Below are 20,131 nucleotides of genomic sequence, written 5' to 3'. Positions count from 1 at the left end.
ACGCGTTAGCCAGTAAGGTGCAGCAGTTCGGTGGCCAACTGTTCGGCTAGCGCCTGGTCGTCGGCCGGTGCGAGCCCGCTCACACCAACAGCGCCGAGCAGGCGCCCATGCGCATCGGCAAGCAGCGCACCGCCGGGCAGCGCGGTGAGCAACGGGTCGCAGAAAAAACCTATCGGCACGTCCTCGGACCGTAGCCGCGCAAGAAACGCGACGGTGCTCACGCCCATCCGTGTGCAGGTGTAAGCCTTCTGCTGCGCGAGCTGTATGCTGCGCACCGGCGCCCCATCCATCCGCGAGAACGCGATCAGAAACCCGTACGCGTCGCATACCGACACACAGACCGGCTTGCCGTACGCGTCGCGCGCAAGCGCGCTTGCGGCGGCGAGTAGCTTGTCTGCGAGTTCTAGCGATAAACTCTGCATCCTCTCTTCCCCTTTCCTTTCTAGAATCAGCCCTGGTTGACGGCGCCCTGCGATTTGTCGAGTTCGACTCGACCTTCCTCGCTGACGTACGTAGCAATCGGTACGATGCCCGCGCGCTTCTGCTCGCGCTTCTGCGCACGCTTGTAAGCCCACGCGGTCAGCATCGGAGTGAGCACCGCAGTCACGATCACCGAGGCGGCGACCTGGATCGTCGCTGCCGGCGCGATCGCCGCATAGCTGTGGTCGGCAAGCGCGATGGCCTGAGGCGTACCGGCTGCGTTGCCGGCCGTGCTCGACGCAGCGGCACCCGCGATGCCGCTGCCTCCGAGCAGGCGGTCAGCGAGAATGCATACGAAGCCGGTGACCACGAACACGGCGACTCCGAGGAGGATGCCAGGCGTGCCGGCCGTGAAGACCGATTTGAGGTTGATCCCCTGCCCCAGCGTAAAAGCCATGAATGGCACGATCAGCGGCTCGTGCCTGGAGAAGAACTCGCGCAGTTCAGCGTCGAGGTTGCCCAGTATCGCGCCGGCGAAGATTGGTGCAATTACCGACAGCATCGTCAGCCACGGAATATTCGCGAGGCCCGCGCCGACCAGCACCAGCATCGTCACGAAGGGGCCGGTCTCGATACTTTGTGCCACGTACGTGCCAGAGTCTTCCTTATTGCCGAAAGTGCTCGTCAGCGCGAGGAACATCCCGCCGTTGGTGTCGTTCATCGCAGCGAGAATCGCCAGTGTCGACACGCCAATGAGATTGCCGTGGAACAGGTGAGCGACTGCGAGTGCGATCAGGACCGCAATGCCGACCTTAGCGAACAAGATACCGAAGCCGCGCTTGAGCATGGTCGGCGCGGCGCGCAGCGTCATCTTGGTTCCGACTGTGAACAGATACATAGCGAGCACGGTGGGGTAACCGACATTGGTCAGCGCCTGCGTGAACCCGCCGATCTTCAGCGCGTTCGGAATGAAAGTGTTTATTGCCATCCCGATGAACAGCGGCACGACCATCAGGCCGCCCGGCACTTTGTTGATAGCTTGATAAATGCGCATGATGCGTTTGTCTCCTTGGGTACTGCGTGAGTCCCAGACGACATCGTCGATGCCGCCTCTCCTGGTGTTGCTCCGTCGTGTCCTCCGCGCGGGCGGGGCCGCCGCCTGGGAGCTGGCAGCGAAAGGCCGTCATGCATACCGGCTCGGTGCGGCATTCGCACAGATCGGTAGTTGCATTTTGCATTCAAAATAATGTAGCAGAGGACTTACCTTTATCCAAGGGGCAATTTTTCGAGATATTTCAGCGTTTACCCTGAATATCGACTATCTACCGCACTCAGTTCAAAAAGCACAACGGTATGTTGTGTTTTGCATTCAATATGAGGTTAAGGTTGATTCGACCAGGCATCTTGGTAAGGTGTTCGTTACCCAGCGTGGAGAACCCTGTCAGCTGTGGCCGGCGGCAGATCAACATGGCGCCGAACTTGACATCCTGCTGCTCAAGCTGCGCGACAAGGCTGCAGCGAAACGCTGCCTCAAGCGCGGGTCTGTCGCCGTGAGGAAATCAGGAAAAGTCGGAAGGGAAAGAAGAGGAATGCTTATTTCGGCGTTGCCAACTTGCCGTGCGTGAGACAAAACGCTGGAGGTGTGACGATGATGTAGAAATCAGCCGACGGATCTTGGGCGAGGTCGGTGAATTCGCGCCAGGTTCGCTGTCACGCAAGCTCAATTGATACCGGTAGTACCGGCGCACGGCGCAACTGATGCGCCGGCCGGAAAACGGTGACCGCGATACAGCGATTTCGATTTCTTGATCGCCTCGTCTTACGCGAGACGACCAGCAACCTGACAGCGCCCCGTCAGTTTTGCATGTCGCGTGCATTTGAGTCGTCAGCGTCGCTGTCGTGCAGCAGGCTCAGCACGCGCCGCTTGATCGCGATGAAACCGGGGTCCATCACCATCTCGAGCGAGCGCGGCCGCTCAATCGGGATTTCCAGCCGCTCCTTGATACGCCCGGGGCGCGCCGACATCACGTACACGCGGTCGCCGAGCAGGATCGCCTCGTCGATATCGTGCGTGACGAACAGCACGGTTTTGTGCGTACGCTCCCAGACACGCAGCAACAGCTTTTGCATCTGCGCGCGGGTCTGACTGTCGAGCGCGCCGAACGGCTCGTCCATCAGCAGCACGTCGGGATCGTTGGCGAGCGCGCGAGCAATCGCCACCCGCTGCATCATGCCGCCCGACAACTGCTTCGGATAAGCATCCACAAAATGGGTCAAGCCGATCTCGTCGATGTAATGCGCGACGATTTCCGCGCGCTCTTTTGCAGGCATACGTCGTCGCCGCAAACCGAATTCGACGTTCTGCCGCACTGTGAGCCACGGAAAAAGCGTGTACGACTGAAACACCATGCCGCGATCCGCGCCCGGCTGCGTGACTGTGCGCCCACCCACCACGATTTCGCCCGCTGTCGGCTGTGCCAGTCCCGCTGCCAGATACAGCAAGCTGGACTTGCCGCAACCGGAAGGCCCGACGATCACCGCGAACTCTTTCTCCGGCACATCGAGCGATACCTTGTCGAGCGCGATCGTCGTGCCGCCGTGTCCGTTCGGGTAGTGCAGGTCGACATCGATCGCCCGCAACTTCGCTTCGGGTAAAGGCTTATGCAACGGTTCCACCTGCCCGACAGCGTCCGGGCGCCTCGCCAATGCACTTATTGCGCCCATGGAGCCACCTTCAGTTTGAGGATGCGAAACGCCTGATCGGTAATGAGGCCGAGCAGCCCGATGATACCGATTGCCATGAAAATCACGTCGACCTGAAAGCCGCGCATCGCTTTCATGCTCAGATAGCCAAGCCCGCTCGACGCCGCCACCAGTTCGGCGACCACGAGATAGGTCCATGCCCAGCCCATCGTCACGCGCAACGTATCGAAAATCCCCGGCACGCTGGCCGGCGTCAACACATTGAGCAGCACATCACGGCGCGACGAACCCAGCGTGTACGACGCGTTGAGCAGTTCCTTCGATACGCCTCGCGACACATCGGCCACCATCACCAGTTGCTGAAAAAACGTGCCGAAGATGATCACCGTCACACGCTGTTCAAGCCCAATTCCAATCCACAGAATGAACAGTGGCACGAACGACGTGACCGGCAGATAGCGCATGAAGTTGACGATCGGCTCGAGTGCGCCCTGGACGATCCGAAACGTGCCCATCAACATGCCAATCGGAATCGCGAACAACGATGAAATCGCAAAGCCGATCAGGACAACGCGGACACTGGCGAACACGTGCTCGCCCAGCGTGCCGTCCTCGTACAGCCGTCGTGCGGCATCGAGCACCGCCCCCGGCGACGGCAGGAACATCGAAGGAATCAGGTTCCCGTAGGTCAGCAGCGACCAGCCGGCCAACACCACCAGCCACACCGCGATGCCGACCGCGATCAGCACGGGACGCGGCACGTCGGCCTTAGGCGTCAGGCAAATGTTGAGCAACGAAGGTCCACGCCGCCGAGCCGCGGGTGGCGCTTTCGCATGGTTGGGCAGCGTCGTGCTCATTGCGGCACCTTCGCGCTGGCGAACGTCGGATCGACGAGCATGCTGTAGTCGACGGCGACTTTCTGTTTGCCCAGATCGCTCCAGATGCTGCTGCCGAGCGTAATGACCTTTTCGACTGAACCCGGCTTGGCCGAGGTGCCGAGCAGGCCGACGTTCATCGGTTGATCGTAGAAGCGCACGCCTTTGGCGGCTTCGGCGAACGCCTTCGGATCAGCCAGATAGCCGCCCACTCCCTTCGCCATGATCGCGTAGGCCTTCTCAGGGTTGGCCCGGGTGTAAGCAACGGCCTTGTAGATGCCATCCACCAGCGCCTGCACGTCCTTCGGGCGGTTCTTGATGATGTCGCAATTCAAGGTCACCACATCGACGATCACGCCAGGCGTCGCCGAACTGTCGATCAGCACTTTGCCCTGCTTGTGTTCACGCACGAAGGTCAGGTGCGGTTCCCACGTCACGGCGGCGGGCACGCGTTTGGCGATAAAGGCGCTCGCGGCATCGTCGGCGCTCATGTTCTCGATCGTCATATCCTTGATCGACATGCCGCGCTGCTTGAGCAGATACGCAAGCCAGAATTGCGAGACGGAGCCTTCGCTCATTGCAATTGGCTGCTTCTTCAGGTCCGCGAAACTGTTCACGCCGTCGCCCACCAGCACGCCGTCGCCGCCGAAGCTTTCGTCAAGCGCAATCACGCTTTTGAAGCAGAAATTCGGCGAGCGGAATTTCATGACTTCATCCACGGTCGAGGCGGAACCGTCGATCTTGCCCGACGCCTGCGCCGCCATATAGATCGAGGCGTCGTCGATCGTCTTCAGGTCGACGTCGAGACCTTCCTGCTTGAAGTAGCCGAGATCACGCGCAAGATATAGCGTGCCGTAGCCGACCCAGGTCGTGTGGGCAATCGTAAGCGTTCCCGCGTTGGCGGCCGGTGACGCGAACGCGGCGAAGGCCGCGAGCGTCGTTGAAAGCAGTGTGCCGGCAGCCGTTGCCGCGACGCGGCGTGTCAGTGCGTTGAACATGGGCGGTTCCTTGAATGGAGATCGAAAACCGCACGTACCGCGTGCGGATGCACCACTCAGCACCAGCCATGCACCTGAATTGTGAATCGCTCAAAATTCCTTCGTCAGCGAATCCTGAGTAATACACGGCGTGAACGATGAGTGACGCACCAAGCGTAGCGCCGCGCCATCATTGGTCAAAAATTGTTTTCCTTGCCTAAACATAGCTTTTAATTATGCAGAGGAAAACGTAATGAAATCGGTGCCGTTGTGTTGCTCACCGCGTCAGTTGAAGTAGTTCGTCGTCACCGCGGAGACCCGGTCGTTCACCGCTGCCGCGAAATTGCGGCATAGGGTGGCGAACCGGCCGGCAATCTGCTCCAAACCGGTTCGCATCGACGCTGTTAGCTCTTGAGCCGATACCCGGTCTTGAAGATCCACGCGACGATCGCGAGAAACACCGCCAGAAACAACGCGGTCATCCCGAGGCTGACACCGACATCCACATCGGCGAGACCATAAAAGCTCCAGCGAAATCCGCTAACCAGATAGACGATCGGATTGAACAGCGTCACGACCTTCCAGAACGGCGGCAGCATATTGACCGCATAGAAACTTCCGCCGAGAAACGTGAGCGGCGTGATGATCAGGAGCGGCACGAGTTGCAATTTCTCGAAGCTATCCGCCCAGATGCCGATAATGAAACCGAGCAGACTGAACGTCACCGCGGTGAGCACCAGAAACAGAATCATCCAGAACGGATGCTGCACTTGCAGCGGCACGAACAGCCCAGCGGTAGCCAGAATGATCAGCCCGAGCAGGATCGATTTGGTAGCCGCCGCGCCCACATAGCTCACGACGATCTCCAGATACGATACCGGCGCCGACAGCAACTCATAGATCGTGCCGGTAAAGCGCGGAAAGTAAATCCCGAACGACGCATTCGAAATGCTTTGCGACAGCAGCGACAGCATAATCAGACCCGGCACGATGAATGCGCCATAACTGATGCCGTCCACTTCCTTGATACGTGAACCGATCGCCGCGCCGAATACGACGAAGTAAAGCGACGTCGAAATCACCGGCGCGATGATGCTCTGCATCAGAGTGCGCCAGGTGCGCGCCATCTCGAACTTATAGATCGCGCGAATTGCATAGATATTCATTGGTTACCTCGGAGGAGACTGACGAAGATGTCTTCGAGCGAGCTTTGCGTCGTATGCAGATCCTTGAAGCGGATGCTGGCGTCGTCGAGCGCTTTGAGCAGCGCGATGATGTCGGTGCGTCCGCCCTCGCCTTCATACGTGTAGATCAACTCGTTGCCGCCCTTGGCGACATCCAGCCCATATCCGGCCAGCGCCGGCGGCACCTGGGCGAGCGGACTCTCCAGTTGCAGCGTCAACTGCTTCTTGCCGAGTTTGCGCATCAACTCTGTCTTCTCTTCCACCAGCATGATCTCGCCCGCATTGATCACGCCGATGCGGTCGGCCATTTCCTCGGCTTCGTCGATGTAGTGCGTGGTGAGAATGATCGTCACGCCGCTAGCGGCAAGCGAGCGCACCAGTTTCCACATATCGCGGCGCAACTCGACGTCCACACCCGCGGTGGGTTCGTCGAGAAACAGCACGCGCGGTTCGTGCGAGAGCGCCTTCGCAATCAGCACCCGGCGCTTCATGCCGCCCGACAGCGTAATGATCTTGCTATCGCGCTTTTCCCACAGCGACAGATCGCGCAAGACCTTTTCGACGTAAGCGGGATTTTTCGGCTTGCCGAATAGCCCGCGGCTGAACGAGACGGTCGCCCAGACGGTTTCGAACGAGTCGGTGGTGAGCTCCTGCGGCACGAGGCCGATCAGCGAGCGCGCGCCGCGATAGTCCGTCGCGATGTTGCGGCCGTCCACCGTCACGCTGCCAACGCTCGCATTGACGATGCCGCAGATGATGCTGATGAGGGTGGTTTTGCCCGCGCCGTTGGGCCCAAGCAAGGCGAAGATTTCTCCGCGGTTGATCGCCAGATTGATGTTTTTAAGGGCGTGAAAACCGGTGGCGTAGGTTTTCGAAAGATTCGTGACCGAGACGATTGGCTGCATGGATTCGACGATGGCAGACACCGATATTTGATTGGAAGGAGGCGGTGCGAATGCGCGGCCGCACCCGCAATGTAATTGAAAGTGAGAAAGCGTGCAGCGCACCGTCGAATTACGACGAACATAGCGGCCTGTCAAGGTCTCAGATGAGTGCCGCCGCCATGACGCAGAAAAACGGAAAGCCGACTATTTCGCTGCAATGCAAAATAGTTCGGCTTCCATATCGATGTAGTGAAGGTCGACGCGCGGCGCGACCATGTTCATAACGGCAGGCGGAAAATTTCCGCCTAACTGTGCCCGTCTGGAAAGCGGCTGGCAATCACGCGCTGAATTTCCTCGGACGACACTGGCTTCACCAGATGATGATCAAAGCCCGCTTCATGCGTACGCTGACGGTCGGCCGCCTGTCCATAGCCGGTCACCGCAATCAGGAGCGCATTCGTCGTAGCCGCGCGCTTGCGCATCTCCTGCGCGAGTTGAAAGCCGTCCATGCCCGGCAAGCCGAGATCGAGCAAAACGATCTCAGGTTTGAATTGCGCGGCGATCTCGAGCGCGTGCCCGGCTTCGTGCGCGACGCGCACGTCATAGCCGTCCGATTCGAGCAGGAGCGACATCGCCGCCGCCCCATCGACGCTATCGTCCACCAGCAGCAGGCGCAGCGCGGGTCCCGCGCCTTGCGGCACGGTAACAGGCGCGGTGACGACTGGCCGGTCAGTTTGCGACAGGCGCGTTAGCGGCAGGCACACGATGAATTCGCTGCCCTGCCCCGGGCCCGCCGAAAATGCCTCGATCCGCCCGCCGTGCAGTTCGACCAGCGTACGCGCCAGCGGCAAGCCGATGCCGAGCCCACCCTCGGAGCGTTCGAGCGAACTCTCGGACTGCACGAACAGGTCGAAGATATGCGGAATGGTTTCGGCAGCAAGGCCGACGCCGTTATCGCGCACACTAATCTGCACGTTGTCGTGCAACTCGCGAACCTCGATCAGAATTTCGCCGCCTTGCGGCGTGTACTTCGCCGCGTTCGAGAGGATATTGCCGAGCACCTGCGCGATCCGCACGCCGTCGCCGACGATGAAAAGCGGCTCGTCAGGCATCTCTGTCCTGAGCGTGTGGCCTTTTCTGGTGAGAGTGGGTGCGGCCGTTTCAATCGCCGCTTCGACGGCGGCGGCGAGGCCGACGATTTCCTGGCGCAGCGTGATCTTGCCTTGCGTGATCCGCGCCACGTCGAGCAGATCATCGACAAGGCGGCTCAAATGCTTGACCTGGCGCCCGATCACCGCGCGCATCGCATCGACGTTCTGCGGCGAAGGCGAGCGGCTCGGATCGAGCAATTCGATTGCGTTGCGGATCGGCGCCAACGGGTTGCGCAACTCATGCGCGAGCATCGCAAGGAATTCGTCCTTTCGGCGATCGGCCTCGCGCAGCGCCATTTCATTGGCCTTGCGCTCCGAGATGTCGTTGACGATACCGGCCAACCGGTAGATACGGTCGCGCGCATCGCGCACCGGAAAGCCGCGCTCGGCCACCCAACGGATTTCGCCATCGGGCCGCGCGATGCGGTATTCAATCTCATACGGTACGCCGGTTGCCAGCGCGCGATATGCGGTCTCGACCGCAGCTTCGTCTTGCGGATGAATACGGCCCGCCCAGTGCCCTGCGGCCGGATGCGGCGCGAACGCCTCGTCACCCCATAGCCGGCGATATGCGGGGCTCACGTACAGCAACTGACAGGTTGAAGGGTCGAGCATCCAGAATACGTCGTCGATATTTTCGGCCATCTGACGAAAGCGCTCTTCGCTTTCACGCAATGCGCCTTCCGCGCGACGCACCCGCAACAAGGCTCGCACATGCGCGATCAGCTCCGCCGGTTCGATCGGCTCGATCAGGTAGCTATCGGCACCGCCGTCGAGACCGCGAATCTTGTCGATGCTCTGCACGGCCGCCGCGGAGGTCTGCAGCACGAGAATGCCGGCGGTCTCCGGCGCTGACTTGATCCGACGGCACACTTCGAAGCCGTTGATGTCCGGCAGCTTGACGTCGAGCAGCACGAGGTCGGGCAGCGAAAGGCGTGCGCGTTCGATCGCTTCGGCGCCGTTGGCGGCTTCGATCACCACGAAGCCCGCGCGCGAGAGAATGCGACTCTTGGCGTACCGTGCGCCGTCGTTGTCGTCGACGTTCAATATCAGACTGTTGGTCGCGTCGCTCATGGGAGATTGTTTTCCGCCGGCGTATACGTCTGAATGGTCGCGGTAAAGGTCGAGCCCTTGCCCAATTCGCTTTCGAGCCCGACCGTGCCGCCCAGCAGCTTGCACAGCTTGCTGCACAGCGGCAGACCCAGCCCGGTGCCCTTCACATAGGTCTGCAGGCGGTTTTCCACCTGCTCGAATTCTTCGAATACGCTTTGCTGATGCTCGGGCGCAATGCCGATGCCGGTATCGCTCACGGAAAAGGTCAGAAGCTGTTGAGCGGCGTCATATTGCGCCCGCACCCGTACCTCGCCCCGTTCGGTGAACTTTAGTGCATTGGATATGAAATTGCGGAGAATCTGCGAGACCTTGCCTTCGTCGGCGAAAACCGGCGGGATGTCGTCGCACGGATCGAATAGCAAATCGACACCGCTCGCCGGTAATAGCGGACGCAACATGCCGCGCAAGGCCGAAAACAGATTGGCGACTTCGAATTCGGCCGGCCGCAGTTCGATCTTGCCCGCCTCGATCTTCGCGATATCGAGCAGGTCGTCGACGGTTTCCGAGAGTTCCTCGGCCGCCTTGCGAATGAAGCGCACCTGTTTGGCCTGCTCGTCGGTCAACTCGCCGTCCGCGCGATCCATCAGCAGCTTGGACAGCGCGCGGATCGAATATAGCGGCGAGCGGAATTCGTGGCTCATGTTCGACAGGAAGCGCGACTTCGCTTCGTCGGCGCGGCGCAGGTGGTCAGCGCGCTCGTCCAGTTCGGCGTAGAGCGCGACCACGCCGCGATTGGTGTCTTCAAGTTCGCGCGTGAGCCGGATCAGCTCTTCCTGGCGTTCCCGCAAATCGCTTAGCACGTTGACCAGCTCGCGGTTTTGCCGCTGTACTTCGTCGAACGAACCTTGCGCGCCTGAGGCAGCCGCGCCTTCGGCAAGCAAGGCGTGGTTGGCAACGGCGGTGGCGGAGGTAGGCGGCGCCTGCTCCGGCAAGCGCTTGGTCAACGTGACGACGGCGTCGCCCGCAGCGTCTTCGAACAGGCACGCATCCATCAGACGCTGAGCGGCGAGCACGCCCAGGGCACCGGCAGGCTCGTCGGCACCGGTGGCACGAACAGCGCCGGCGGGCCGCCCGGAAAGATGATCGAGCGTGGTTGCGGGCGCAACGAAACGAATCAGCAAGCCTTGCGGACGGCTCGCTTCGTCGAGCAGAAATTCGGCGCGCCCGTGCGGCGTCGCGTTCAGCACAGTGCGCGCGACTTCGAGCACCGAGGTGGCAATGCGCGTTTGATCCTGCGCGGTGAAGGCAAGCGCTTCGCCAAGTTCGCGCGCGCGCCGACGCGCGGCAACCACGGCGAACTCGCTGTCGATCGGCATCGCATAGAGCGTTTCGGCCATCACAGATGCTCCGCGTGATGGGCACGCGCGACAAACACCGTGACATCGTCGCGGCCGCGCGTAAAGTCGCGATACAGCGTAGCGGCGACCAAGGTCGGGTGGCGCAGCGCGAGACCCGGATAGCGGCTCAGATCCCAGCGCGTGGCGAGGCCGTCGGAGTGCACGATCAACAAACCGTCTTGCGGCCAGTCGACCTGAAATTCCTGCACCTTGCGCATCTGATGGCCGACGATGCCTGCGTGCGACACCAGATGGCGATGACCGTAGGGTGTCCAGACGCTCGCGGCGATGTTGCCTACGCCGCAAAAGCGCGCGACGCTGGGCGTGCCGTCCGTGGCGGCCTGCGCCGGGATGCGCGCGACGCCGAGCGCGGCACCGCGGGTGGGCCGCAGCGCTTCGTGCGAGGCCGCGACGATTTCCTCGACGCTCGAAGGCCCGAGCCGGGCAAATGTATCGGTCGCGGCCACGGCTGCGCTGTTGGCCAGCGCGCCGTGGCCGAGTCCGTCGGCGACCATCACCGTGAATTCGCCCTCCGTGTAGCCGCACGTCCATGCGTCGCCGCATAGCGTCTCGCCCTGGAGCGGCAGATTGATCGCGCCGTATTCAATCGGCCCGCAATGGTCCGCGGCTACCGAGCCGGAATCGGCCCAGACCACGATGCGCAGCACCGCGCCCAGACCCGCAGCGCTCCAGATGTCGAGGTCGTCGGCGAGGCGTTGAATCGCGCCCATGCCATTGCCGGGACTGCCGGCGGTCGTATAGCCGTCGACGAAACAGGCGTGCAGATCGTGAATACCTGGACCACTGTCGATCGCGAGCAGTTCGATGCCGTAACGCGACGGCAGCGCCGCGCCCGGCAGCGCCACCTCGCTGATCGGCCGCACGAGCAATTCGCCATGCTGCGCGTGTTTGAGCTGATTGGTCGCGCACTCGGTCACGATGATCGCCAGCTTGCCGATCACCGTTTCGCTGCAGCCGATGCTATGCGCCAACTCACCAATACCGCGCCGCGCATACGAAACCTGGCTCGGATCGCCGATTTCGAAGCGCTGTTGGTTCGCGCTCATTCCGTTCAGAACGGCTTCCATTTGGTCACAGAAATATGAGTACCTTCGCCCGGTGCCGAGCGGATCTCGAACTCGTCGCACAGCCGTTTCGCGCCGCCGAGCCCCAGGCCCAGCCCGTTGCCGCTGGTATAGCCGTCGGTCAGCGCTTTTTGAATGTCGGCGATGCCCGGTCCGTTGTCGACGAACTCGAGGCGCAAGCCGGCACGGCCATTACGCTGAACGGTATAAAAGTGTAGGTCACCGCCCCCGCCGTACGTGAGCGTGTTGCGGGCGAGTTCGCTTGCCGCGGTAACCAGTTTCGTCTGATCGATTAGCGACATTCCTAACGCCACGGCTTTCTCGCGCACGAAACGACGTAACCGCACAATCTGCTCGTCCGAGCGGATCGCCATGATCTCCTCGGGAGGCTGGCCGTCAGGCCCAGTCGGACCACTCGGGGTGGCCGCATTGTCGTTGCTCGTCATGGAGGATAGAGGCACGCTGTCGCGCGGCTGCCCGAGAATGGCGCTCAAAGCGGTTCCGTACCCGTTAGCAACGCCATGCCCTTCTCGACATTCAGCGCGGTGCGCACACCGGGCAGCGCCAGACCGAGTTCGACCAGCGTAATCGCGACGGACGGCTGCATGCCGACCACCACGGTTTCCGCGTCGAGCACGCGCGCCATCGCCGCCGTGTCGCCGATCATCCGGCCGATGAACGAATCCACCACGTCGAGCGATGAAATATCGATCAGCACGCCTTTGGCACTGTCTTTGACGATGCGGCTAGTCAGATCGTCCTGCAAGGTCATCGCAAGACGGTCGTGCATGTCTACCTGGATGGTGACAAGCAGCAGCTTGCCCATCCGCAAAATCGGAATGCGTTCCATCGCCGGGTCCGGTTGGTGGTCGCGTGAGCCGGCGTCAGTCGCCGACGAACTGGTTGCCGCGCAATGCGTGAGGCGTGGCGGGCGCACCTTGGGCTTCGGCATGACGACCGGCGTTCGAGACTGACTTGCCAGTACGTTGCAGCGCAATTGTGAACGCATCGGCGAGCGTGGCCTTGGTGATCACGTTCGACAGATTCACACCCAGATGGACGATGGTCTGCGCGATTTGCGGCCGAATCCCGCTGATGATGCAATCGGCGCCCATCAGCCGCGCGGCCGCCACGGTCTTGAGCAGATGTTGTGCGACGAGGGTATCGACGGTCGGCACGCCGGTGATGTCGATGATCGCGATCGCGGCGCCGGTGTCGACGATCTTCTGCAGCAGGCTTTCCATCACAACCTGGGTGCGTGCCGAGTCGAGCGTGCCGATCAGCGGCAACGCGAGAATGCCGTCCCATAGTTGCACGACCGGCGTGGACAGTTCCAGCAGCTCCTGCTGCTGACGCACGATGATCTGCTCACGGCTCGTCTGGAAAACTTCTGTGGTGTAGAGGCCGAGCGCGTCGAACAGCGTGCTGATGGTCCAGGTCAGTTCGGCCAGTTTGGCGGAATCCTCCGCCAACTCGCCACGCAAACGTGCAAAGAGCGGTTCCTTCAGCGAGAACACGAACATTGCGGTTTCGACCGGGGTAAAACCCTGCCGCGCGCGTTGCGTCGACACCTCCGCGAGCAGGCTGCGCACGTCGTCCCACGCCGGCGCCCTGAAGTCCACGCGGTCGGACGCGCCGAGCGCAGCGCCGGTCAACGCGACGAACTGCGCGAACTGGTTGCGCAATTGCGCTTCGGTGACACCGCCGCGGCGTGCCGCGATCGCATATTGCTGGGCCACCCACTCGCCTAGCAACTCGCTTTGCCGTTCGTTGAATAGTTGGGCGAGACGCGTTCCGCCGAGTGTTTCCATACATGTTTCCCCAGTCGTTTGTCAGCGGGCGGCGCAGTCGCCGGGCCGTGTACTTTTACTCGTGTTCAAGCATGCTGCCGATTGAGCGCATTGGACTGTAGCATGGCGCGGAACGCCTTCACAATGCTACGGCCCCGATTCGTATGCAAGCACTATCAGTCGCATCGCCGGGGCGTTTGGCGAGCGTTTTGAATCGGCTGCTTTTACACGGATCGGCGATCGCGCGGCACAGGGCCAGGTAACAATTGCTTGCCAGGAAGCACCTCGCACGCGTCCCGCCGCCGTCCGCGATGTCACGCGGCCCGGTTGCTGCACTGCAGCCAAACTTCACGCAATCTGATTTGCGGCCGATCCATTGCCAGCCGGCCGGTCCGAATTAATTCGGATACCTACAGTTACATCCTCTCTTGCAGCGCGATGCCGGGAACGCCTCATGCTCGATCTCCAACATACTGCTGCGGAGGCGAGCGCTCGATCTGAACCCGTAGAGGCGGGGCATCCCGGGCCGCGTCGCCGCATTCCAGATGGACGCTCCGGCAAGCGCGAGGCACACCGCTTGCGGCAGTTCATTCATGTGAGCGGCATGCGCTTGCGTGACATCAATTGACTCTCTATGGAGGTAGATCATGAAACACATTACCAGGACGATTTTTGCTTCGGCACTTGTGATGGCGCTCTCGGGCGGGGTTTACGCACAGGCCGGCGGCGGTGCGGGTGGCGGCGGAGCTGGCGGCGGCGCGGGTGGTGGTAGCGCGGGTAACGGCATGGGCGCGGGTGGCGGCACCGCGGGTGGCGCAGGCGGCACCGCGGCACCGGGCGTCGGCCCCGGCACGATGAAGAGCCCGAGCGATTCGGGCTACGGCTCGCCGGGTGTGACCAGCACGGGCGGGGGCATGGGCACGGGTACTGGCGCGGCGCCGAACAGCCCTTCAATGAATCGGTCGAATAGCGGTATGAGTAACGGCACGAACAACGGCACGAACAACGGTACGCGTAGCGGCACGGGCAACAACATCAACGGCGGCACTGGCGGCTCGATGCAAAACGGCCAGTAGAAGCCTGCCACAAGCGTACTAAGTTGATCGCCTCAGTGGGGCGGCGGCGCCCGGACGATGCGCCGCTTGCCCCTTTTCTTTTGGAAGAGGCCAGGCTAGGCCCTGTTGAGGAGAGGTGTCTGCCCTTCAACACCGGCTATGGTTTTTGCAATATCTGCCGGATTTTGTCACGGTTCAGCGCATGCGAAACTGCTGGCGAGATTCACATTGCCCTTACCGCTATAGCGAGGAAACAGCGGGTAACGGCACAACGGACGCGAGCGTCCGTTGGTCGCGGCCGCGATATCCGTCGCGGTCAACGTTTCGGGCGATACACCACGCGTCACCCAATTATCGAGCGCACCCAACAGATCTACGGATGGGATGAACACCCCGCTGCCATGTTGAAAACCCGGCACCATATAAAGCCGCATGAACCCATTGACCTGATCAATGCCGAAGCGATCGATCAGCGCTTCGTAGTAGGCGATCGTCTGGTTTGGGCTGATGACTTCGTCGGCGAGGCCTTGCAGCGTGATCAGCTTGCCGCCGCGTGCGATGTAGCGTGCGAGGTCGGGGTTCATCGCGCCGATCGTCTGTGACAGCGCGATGAGTTGTCCGAGATATTTGCCGGGATGGAGCGGGTCGAACCTGAGCGAGTCGAACTCCGCGTCCTGTGTCACGAAATAGCGGATGTAGCCGTCGCCCTGCGCGAACAGGTAGCCGTTGGCGAAGAAGGTCGGCACCGGCAAACGCTCGGGTTGATGCGCAAGTCCGAGCAGGCCGGTTAGATGCGTGCCCTGAAAGACGTTGTAGCCGCGATAGCCAGTGACGTTCCACGCCAGCTTGTAGGGCAATGACAGGCCGTCGCGCATCACCAGCAAGGTGGAGAGTTGCGCGTCGGTGAGGCACTCGTCGTGCGAGGGCTCACGTCCGGCGCAGCGCAACGAGGCGATGATTTCCGCTTCGTGTTCCCGGCAGCCGGCCACGTCACTGACGATGCCGTCGGCCGCGCCATCGAGCCGGTCGCAGACCGCGAGCGTGCGTTGATACACGTGCTCGAGCAACAGCGGCGGAATGAAACCGCCGGGCGTCGCGTATTCTGCCTGACCGAGCTTCACGCCCATCAAACGCACGCCGGAAAAATTGAGCGCTGGCAAATTGGCGATCACGCCGTCGTAGTCTTCGGGATAGCGCTGCATCACCGTGTAACCTTCGCGGCCGCCCGTCGAGCCACCGGCGAAATACATCCGTTGCGGCGGCCGGCCGTAAGCGCGGGCAATGAGTGCGAGCGCGGCGTCGTGCGTTTTCTTCAGATGCGCGTAGCCGAAATTCATCACCGCTTCATCGACGAGGCCGAAGACCGCGAGCGCCGAATTGCCCACATGCCCCGAGTCGTCGCCGAAGGTCGCATAGCCTTGTGCGAGCGGTGCGCGATCCGGAGAGAATGGCATCACGCCCGTACCGCTCACCACCACGCCGTTGTAGCCCCCACCGCCGATCTGCAGCGCGCGGCCGTTCCAGCGGCGCGGCAGATTCAGGTCGAAGCGGATATCGGGCGTGCTGGCCTTGAGCGCCTTGATGCGGCCGGTGATACGGCAATATTCACCGCCTTGCTGATTGCCGGGCGCGGTGGCCGCCACCATCGACGCGCTTTCGATCTGCACGCCGGCTGTGGGCAACGCGATCAGTTCAGGGGGTAACACCGCGCCCGCGAATTCCGCGCAATGCATGGCGAGCGGTGCTTCCTTGGGTGCGGCGAATATTGCTGAAGTGTTCAGCCACAGCATCGCACCGACGACCATGATGACCGTGTGCGAATCTCGGGAAAACCGCATAGGGCGCACCCGCGCCGTCATCCAAAACCCGCGCCGTTGGCCGCCGTGCGCGACTGCTGCCCTTTCCAGTCGTTCCAGCCGCGCGCGATCATCAGTACCGCGCCGATGGCGACCAGATCGCCGCCGAGTCCGACCAATGTGCCGAGAAAACCATGGAAAGTATGCGGCGTCGCCGTATCGACGATCAACGACACCAGCGTGCCGCCGACGAAACACACAAGCCCGGTACGGCCGACCGTCACCACGGCCGGCAACCGCTGTGCGAGCCACGCGATGCTGCCCACGCGCACGAACTGCGCAGCAAGCCAGGCGATGACGATAAAGTTGATCACGCGTTCCACGGAAAGATTCTGTTTAAGCACGCCGGGCAGCGGCTGAGTCAGCACAAAGAGTTTGACGATGGCGAACGCCAGCACCGCGACCACCGCAGCGCGCGTGAACCAGTGCGCCGTGCGGGTGGCATGAAAGCGCTCGCTGATGGGTTGCACCCGGCAAAGAATGCCGAGCACGAACATCAGTTGCCATGCAAACGGATTAAAAGCCCAGTCGGCCACGTCGTCAATGCTGAAGAGTGCGGCCAGCGGCCGGGCGAGCGACCAGACCAGCACGCTCAAGCCCAGTGCCGCGAGCGACGAACGGCGCGCCAGCGGCACCACGAACGGTACGCACAGCGCAAAGATCACGTACATGGGCAGCACGCTCGACAGATACGGCTGGCGCCGCAGCACGGCAATATCGAACGCCTCGCGCAGCGGCTGAACCGCGAACGGCTGCCAGCCGGTGAGGTCGACCATCGGCTGGTTTAAATGCAATAGCGCGAGAACGGCACCCGACAGTAGCGTCAATACGGCCGTCAATAGATAGGCGCGATATATCTCCCAGCAGCGCCTCACGAAGCGCATCGCCGCCGCACTCTCGCCGCGGCCCGCGAGTACCGCCATATACGCTGCCGCCGACGCATAGCCGCCGAGAAACACGAACACTTCCGCCGAGTCGCACAAGGCATACGCGTGCAACATCAGATGCGACAGCGTGCTGCCAGGAATGTGGTCCAACACGATGACGATCAGCACGACGCCGCGGAAGAAATCCACTTCGATCGAGCGTCCGCGGCGGGTGTCCATTGAGGTTCTCGCAAGATGGCGTGTGCCTGCAACGCGCCTTGAAAAGCAGTCGTGAAAGCAGTCGTATACCGTTGTTCACACTAGGAACTCCATGACAATAAAACGTTCCCACCGATACCGTGCACCACGTCGACGCGCGCTGACAACCGCCCTTTAAATGCACGCGAAGTGGCAGCAATCTGAAATTCAGGTGTCGGCGTGCGGTAATACTGAGTCGTCGCGCTTTGGGTTGGTGGAAAGTCTTGCGGCAAGTTTTGCAGCTTTTAATGCGTCTAGCGCGAACACGATCGGTAAAGGCCACTGAAAAAAATCACCCATTTCGACGTGCGATTTTTTTCGCTTTTTTTCATCGTAGGATGGATTCGTGCACGCCCGTTGGAAGACAACCATATGAACAACAGGATTGCCGGCTTCGACGGATTGCGCGCGATTGCAGTCCTGATGGTCTTTTTTCAGCACCGTCTTTTCGGTGACATTGGCGAGATCGGCCACCTCGGTGTGTGGATCTTCTTCGCGCTAAGCGGCTTTCTGATCATCGGCATTCTGTCCGCGCAACGCACGCGCATCGAAAGAAACGGCAGCCGGTTCGGCGCTGAACTGAAGCGCTTCCTGTTTCGCCGCACATTGCGCATCTTTCCGGTTTACTACCTGATGCTGGTGGTGATGTGCGTGCTGATGGCGCTCGGCATGGCGAGTCCCGAACTGGCTGGCGGCATGCCGTTTCATTTCGCTTATCTGTCGAACGTCTGGATCGGCTCCGTACTGCATTACTGGCCGGGGCGTTACTCGCATCTCTGGAGCCTCGCGATCGAGGAGCAGTTTTATCTCGTGTTTGCGCCATTATTGCTGCTGGTTGCGGCGCGACGGCATCGCGCGGTGTGCCTCGCGATCGTCGTGGTTGGACTGGTTTCGCTGCTGGCAATGCGTGCGGCACAGTGGCAGGAAATCACGATCTATACGCATCCGCTGACCAACTTCTGGTTGCTGGCGTTGGGCGGGATTGGCGGCTTGATGATCGCCGGGAAAGCGAGCCGCTTACGCGTCATGCTCGGACATGGCATGACGCTGTTGGTGCTGAGTGTTTGCCTTGTGGGGTTTTGTGCGACTGAGCCAAGGTGGAGTCAGTTGAGCAGTTCGCTTGCCTTCACGACGGTCAGCGCCTTGTACGGCGTGTGCATCGCGGCGCTTGTGTGTTCGATTGCGTGCTGCCGCAACGCAGTCGTGATCGGTTTGCTTGAAACCAGCTGGCTGGTGAACTTCGGGCGCATCAGCTACGGCTTTTATCTCTATCACAATCTGATTCCGGACCTGACGCGCAACCGCCACGCCACGGCGTTCTTCGGCGGCACCGTACCGATGTGGGCGCATGTCGCCGGAGTTGTCGCGTCGTTCCTGATTTCGCTGACGATGGCCGTGCTGTCCTGGCGGCTGATCGAAGCGCCGATTCTTCGCCTGAAGACGCGGCGCGCGCAGACTGACACGACGAATCGGGTTGTCGCGCAAACACCGCCCCCGTTTGCCGCTCGCAACGAGCGCGCATTGAGGGATGAAGGCGCCGCTTCAGATGCCGTTTGAAGGAAGCGCACCTTACGTTATACCTTCAGACAGCTTGAGCGAGGGCACGGTATCATGCGGCCTCACTTAGCCGGCTGCTTCGAACCTTGCGCGACACGCGGGCATTGAACAGGCCGAACGATAAAAACAAGCCATTGCCCGCGCGATCTCCGGTCCATCTGGTCCGCGCGGTTGGCTCGCGGACTTCAACAATGTTTCATTTCAGTTTCGCCAACGGCGTGCTTGGCGCGAGCCTGCAGACGCTCAGCCTTTACGCGCTGCTTGGCATCATTGCGGCGCTGCTGTTGGGCGGGATGGTCAAAGGCGTGGTCAGTATCGGCGTGCCGCTGGTGGCGATGCCGATTCTCAGCCAGTTCATGCCGATCAAAGAGGCCGTTTTATTGCTGTCGATGCCGATCATTCTCGGCAATATTCCACAGGCGCTGGAAGGCGGCGACATGCTACCGACGATCCGGCGCATTGCCGCACCGTTGATCGGTACGGTGATCGGCAACATCGTCGGCGTGAGCGTATTGATCTCGTTGGCGCCGCATCGCGCGCAGGCTGCCGCAGGCGCATTGCTGATCGTCGCGGCGCTGCTCCTGCTGCTTTCGCCGCGGCTTACGTTGTCACCGGCGTGGGCGAAGCCGGCGGGCTTCGTGTTGGGATTCGGTGCGGCGGTGATGGAAAGCATCGCTTCGGTGCCGGGGCCTTTGCTGGCGATGTATTTGATCGCCACGGGCGCCACGGGGAAAGTCTTTACGAAGCAGATCGCGATTATCCTGGTGGTTTCGATCATCACACTGGTCGCCACGTTTAGTGGCGGTGCGCATGCCAGCTGGAGCGATCTGGCCATTTCGGCCTGTGCGAGTGTGCCGGTGATCGTGGGAATGCTATTAGTGCGGCCGCTTAGGGACAGGTTGCCGCCGGCGGCGTTTCGAGTTCTGGTTCTGGTGTTCGTTCTGGCAGCCGCTGCGCAGATGGTTTGGAAATCCGGGGTTTTATAAGGGTTTGGGCTGCGTGTGCCAGTCAGGATCCTTG

General features: G+C 61.4%; 19 protein-coding genes and 2 pseudogenes. 5 read left to right on the top strand and 16 right to left on the bottom strand.

Features of this window, described 5'->3' with window-relative positions; genetic code table 11:
- Positions 1–5 precede the first annotated feature (5 nt).
- Both HHL24_RS08610 and HHL24_RS08605 read right to left on the bottom strand, forming a co-directional pair.
- Positions 6–422, bottom strand: coding sequence for a GlcG/HbpS family heme-binding protein (locus HHL24_RS08610; protein ID WP_169485072.1), 417 nt, complete (start codon positions 420–422; stop codon positions 6–8).
- Positions 423–448: 26 nt separating this feature from the next.
- The gene (locus tag HHL24_RS08605; RefSeq protein ID WP_169485071.1) at positions 449–1,474 is read right to left on the bottom strand and encodes a 2-keto-3-deoxygluconate permease; all 1,026 of its coding nucleotides are present in this window, start codon (positions 1,472–1,474) and stop codon (positions 449–451) included.
- Between the two features lie 328 nt (positions 1,475–1,802).
- On the opposite strand from HHL24_RS08605, the pseudogene HHL24_RS45310 reads away from it, so the two are divergent.
- Positions 1,803–1,958 (top strand): annotated as a pseudogene (locus HHL24_RS45310) (DDE-type integrase/transposase/recombinase); the annotation flags it as partial.
- Between the two features lie 165 nt (positions 1,959–2,123).
- Here the strand turns inward: HHL24_RS45310 and HHL24_RS45020 are convergent.
- The 12 genes and pseudogenes from HHL24_RS45020 to HHL24_RS08550 all read right to left on the bottom strand — a co-directional run.
- Positions 2,124–2,230, bottom strand: a pseudogene (locus HHL24_RS45020) (IS6 family transposase); the annotation flags it as partial.
- A gap of 44 nt (positions 2,231–2,274) precedes the next feature.
- Positions 2,275–3,144: an ABC transporter ATP-binding protein gene (locus tag HHL24_RS08600; protein ID WP_169485070.1), complete on the bottom strand. Its 870-nt coding sequence runs from the start codon at positions 3,142–3,144 to the stop codon at positions 2,275–2,277.
- Positions 3,132–3,980: an ABC transporter permease gene (locus HHL24_RS08595; RefSeq protein WP_169485069.1), complete on the bottom strand. Its 849-nt coding sequence runs from the start codon at positions 3,978–3,980 to the stop codon at positions 3,132–3,134. The genes HHL24_RS08600 and HHL24_RS08595 overlap by 13 nt, the downstream gene beginning before the upstream one ends.
- Complete coding sequence (locus HHL24_RS08590) at positions 3,977–4,996, bottom strand: ABC transporter substrate-binding protein (RefSeq protein ID WP_169485068.1); 1,020 nt, start codon at positions 4,994–4,996, stop codon at positions 3,977–3,979. The genes HHL24_RS08595 and HHL24_RS08590 overlap by 4 nt, the downstream gene beginning before the upstream one ends.
- A 383-nt stretch (positions 4,997–5,379) precedes the next feature.
- Positions 5,380–6,141, bottom strand: coding sequence for an ABC transporter permease (locus HHL24_RS08585; RefSeq protein ID WP_169485067.1), 762 nt, complete (start codon positions 6,139–6,141; stop codon positions 5,380–5,382).
- Positions 6,138–7,064 (bottom strand): ABC transporter ATP-binding protein, encoded by a 927-nt coding sequence (locus HHL24_RS08580; RefSeq protein WP_169485131.1) that lies wholly within the window; start codon positions 7,062–7,064, stop codon positions 6,138–6,140. Before HHL24_RS08580 ends, HHL24_RS08585 begins: the two co-directional genes overlap by 4 nt.
- 284 nt (positions 7,065–7,348) lie before the next feature.
- The gene (locus HHL24_RS08575; RefSeq protein ID WP_169485066.1) at positions 7,349–9,268 is read right to left on the bottom strand and encodes a hybrid sensor histidine kinase/response regulator; all 1,920 of its coding nucleotides are present in this window, start codon (positions 9,266–9,268) and stop codon (positions 7,349–7,351) included.
- Entirely contained in the window at positions 9,265–10,644 is a 1,380-nt protein-coding gene (locus HHL24_RS08570; protein WP_169485065.1) for a sensor histidine kinase, read from the bottom strand. The genes HHL24_RS08575 and HHL24_RS08570 overlap by 4 nt, the downstream gene beginning before the upstream one ends.
- Positions 10,644–11,711: an ATP-binding protein gene (locus tag HHL24_RS08565; protein WP_230417383.1), complete on the bottom strand. Its 1,068-nt coding sequence runs from the start codon at positions 11,709–11,711 to the stop codon at positions 10,644–10,646. The genes HHL24_RS08570 and HHL24_RS08565 overlap by 1 nt, the downstream gene beginning before the upstream one ends.
- A gap of 5 nt (positions 11,712–11,716) precedes the next feature.
- Positions 11,717–12,175 (bottom strand): anti-sigma regulatory factor, encoded by a 459-nt coding sequence (locus HHL24_RS08560; RefSeq protein WP_169485130.1) that lies wholly within the window; start codon positions 12,173–12,175, stop codon positions 11,717–11,719.
- A gap of 44 nt (positions 12,176–12,219) precedes the next feature.
- A complete protein-coding gene (locus HHL24_RS08555; protein WP_169485063.1) occupies positions 12,220–12,579 on the bottom strand; it encodes an STAS domain-containing protein in 360 nt (119 codons plus the stop codon).
- Positions 12,580–12,613: 34 nt separating this feature from the next.
- Positions 12,614–13,540: an STAS domain-containing protein gene (locus tag HHL24_RS08550; RefSeq protein ID WP_169485062.1), complete on the bottom strand. Its 927-nt coding sequence runs from the start codon at positions 13,538–13,540 to the stop codon at positions 12,614–12,616.
- A gap of 433 nt (positions 13,541–13,973) precedes the next feature.
- Here HHL24_RS08550 and HHL24_RS08545 point away from each other — a divergent pair, with 433 nt between their 5' ends.
- Together HHL24_RS08545 and HHL24_RS08540 are read left to right on the top strand one after the other, a co-directional pair.
- Positions 13,974–14,147, top strand: coding sequence for a hypothetical protein (locus HHL24_RS08545; protein WP_169485061.1), 174 nt, complete (start codon positions 13,974–13,976; stop codon positions 14,145–14,147).
- Positions 14,148–14,166: 19 nt separating this feature from the next.
- Entirely contained in the window at positions 14,167–14,595 is a 429-nt protein-coding gene (locus HHL24_RS08540; RefSeq protein WP_169485060.1) for a hypothetical protein, read from the top strand.
- A gap of 167 nt (positions 14,596–14,762) precedes the next feature.
- Here the strand turns inward: HHL24_RS08540 and HHL24_RS08535 are convergent, their stop codons facing one another.
- Together HHL24_RS08535 and HHL24_RS08530 are read right to left on the bottom strand one after the other, a co-directional pair.
- Positions 14,763–16,379 carry a tannase/feruloyl esterase family alpha/beta hydrolase gene (locus HHL24_RS08535; RefSeq protein ID WP_230417393.1) on the bottom strand — a complete coding sequence of 539 codons (1,617 nt, stop codon included), beginning with the start codon at positions 16,377–16,379 and terminating at the stop codon, positions 14,763–14,765.
- A gap of 50 nt (positions 16,380–16,429) precedes the next feature.
- Complete coding sequence (locus HHL24_RS08530; protein WP_169485058.1) at positions 16,430–17,536, bottom strand: OpgC domain-containing protein; 1,107 nt, start codon at positions 17,534–17,536, stop codon at positions 16,430–16,432.
- Positions 17,537–17,926: 390 nt separating this feature from the next.
- Here HHL24_RS08530 and HHL24_RS08525 point away from each other — a divergent pair, with 390 nt between their 5' ends.
- Both HHL24_RS08525 and HHL24_RS08520 read left to right on the top strand, forming a co-directional pair.
- On the top strand, positions 17,927–19,111 hold the full coding sequence (locus HHL24_RS08525) for an acyltransferase family protein (RefSeq protein WP_169485057.1): 1,185 nt from the start codon (positions 17,927–17,929) through the stop codon (positions 19,109–19,111).
- A 191-nt stretch (positions 19,112–19,302) separates the two neighbouring features.
- Positions 19,303–20,097: a sulfite exporter TauE/SafE family protein gene (locus HHL24_RS08520; RefSeq protein ID WP_169485056.1), complete on the top strand. Its 795-nt coding sequence runs from the start codon at positions 19,303–19,305 to the stop codon at positions 20,095–20,097.
- Positions 20,098–20,131: the final 34 nt, after the last annotated feature.

The organism is Paraburkholderia polaris (genome assembly GCF_012927345.1).
GTDB classification, from domain to species: Bacteria; Pseudomonadota; Gammaproteobacteria; order Burkholderiales; family Burkholderiaceae; genus Paraburkholderia; species Paraburkholderia polaris.
Note: the sequence above shows the minus strand (reverse complement) of the source record. Positions and strands in the feature narration are given on the sequence as shown.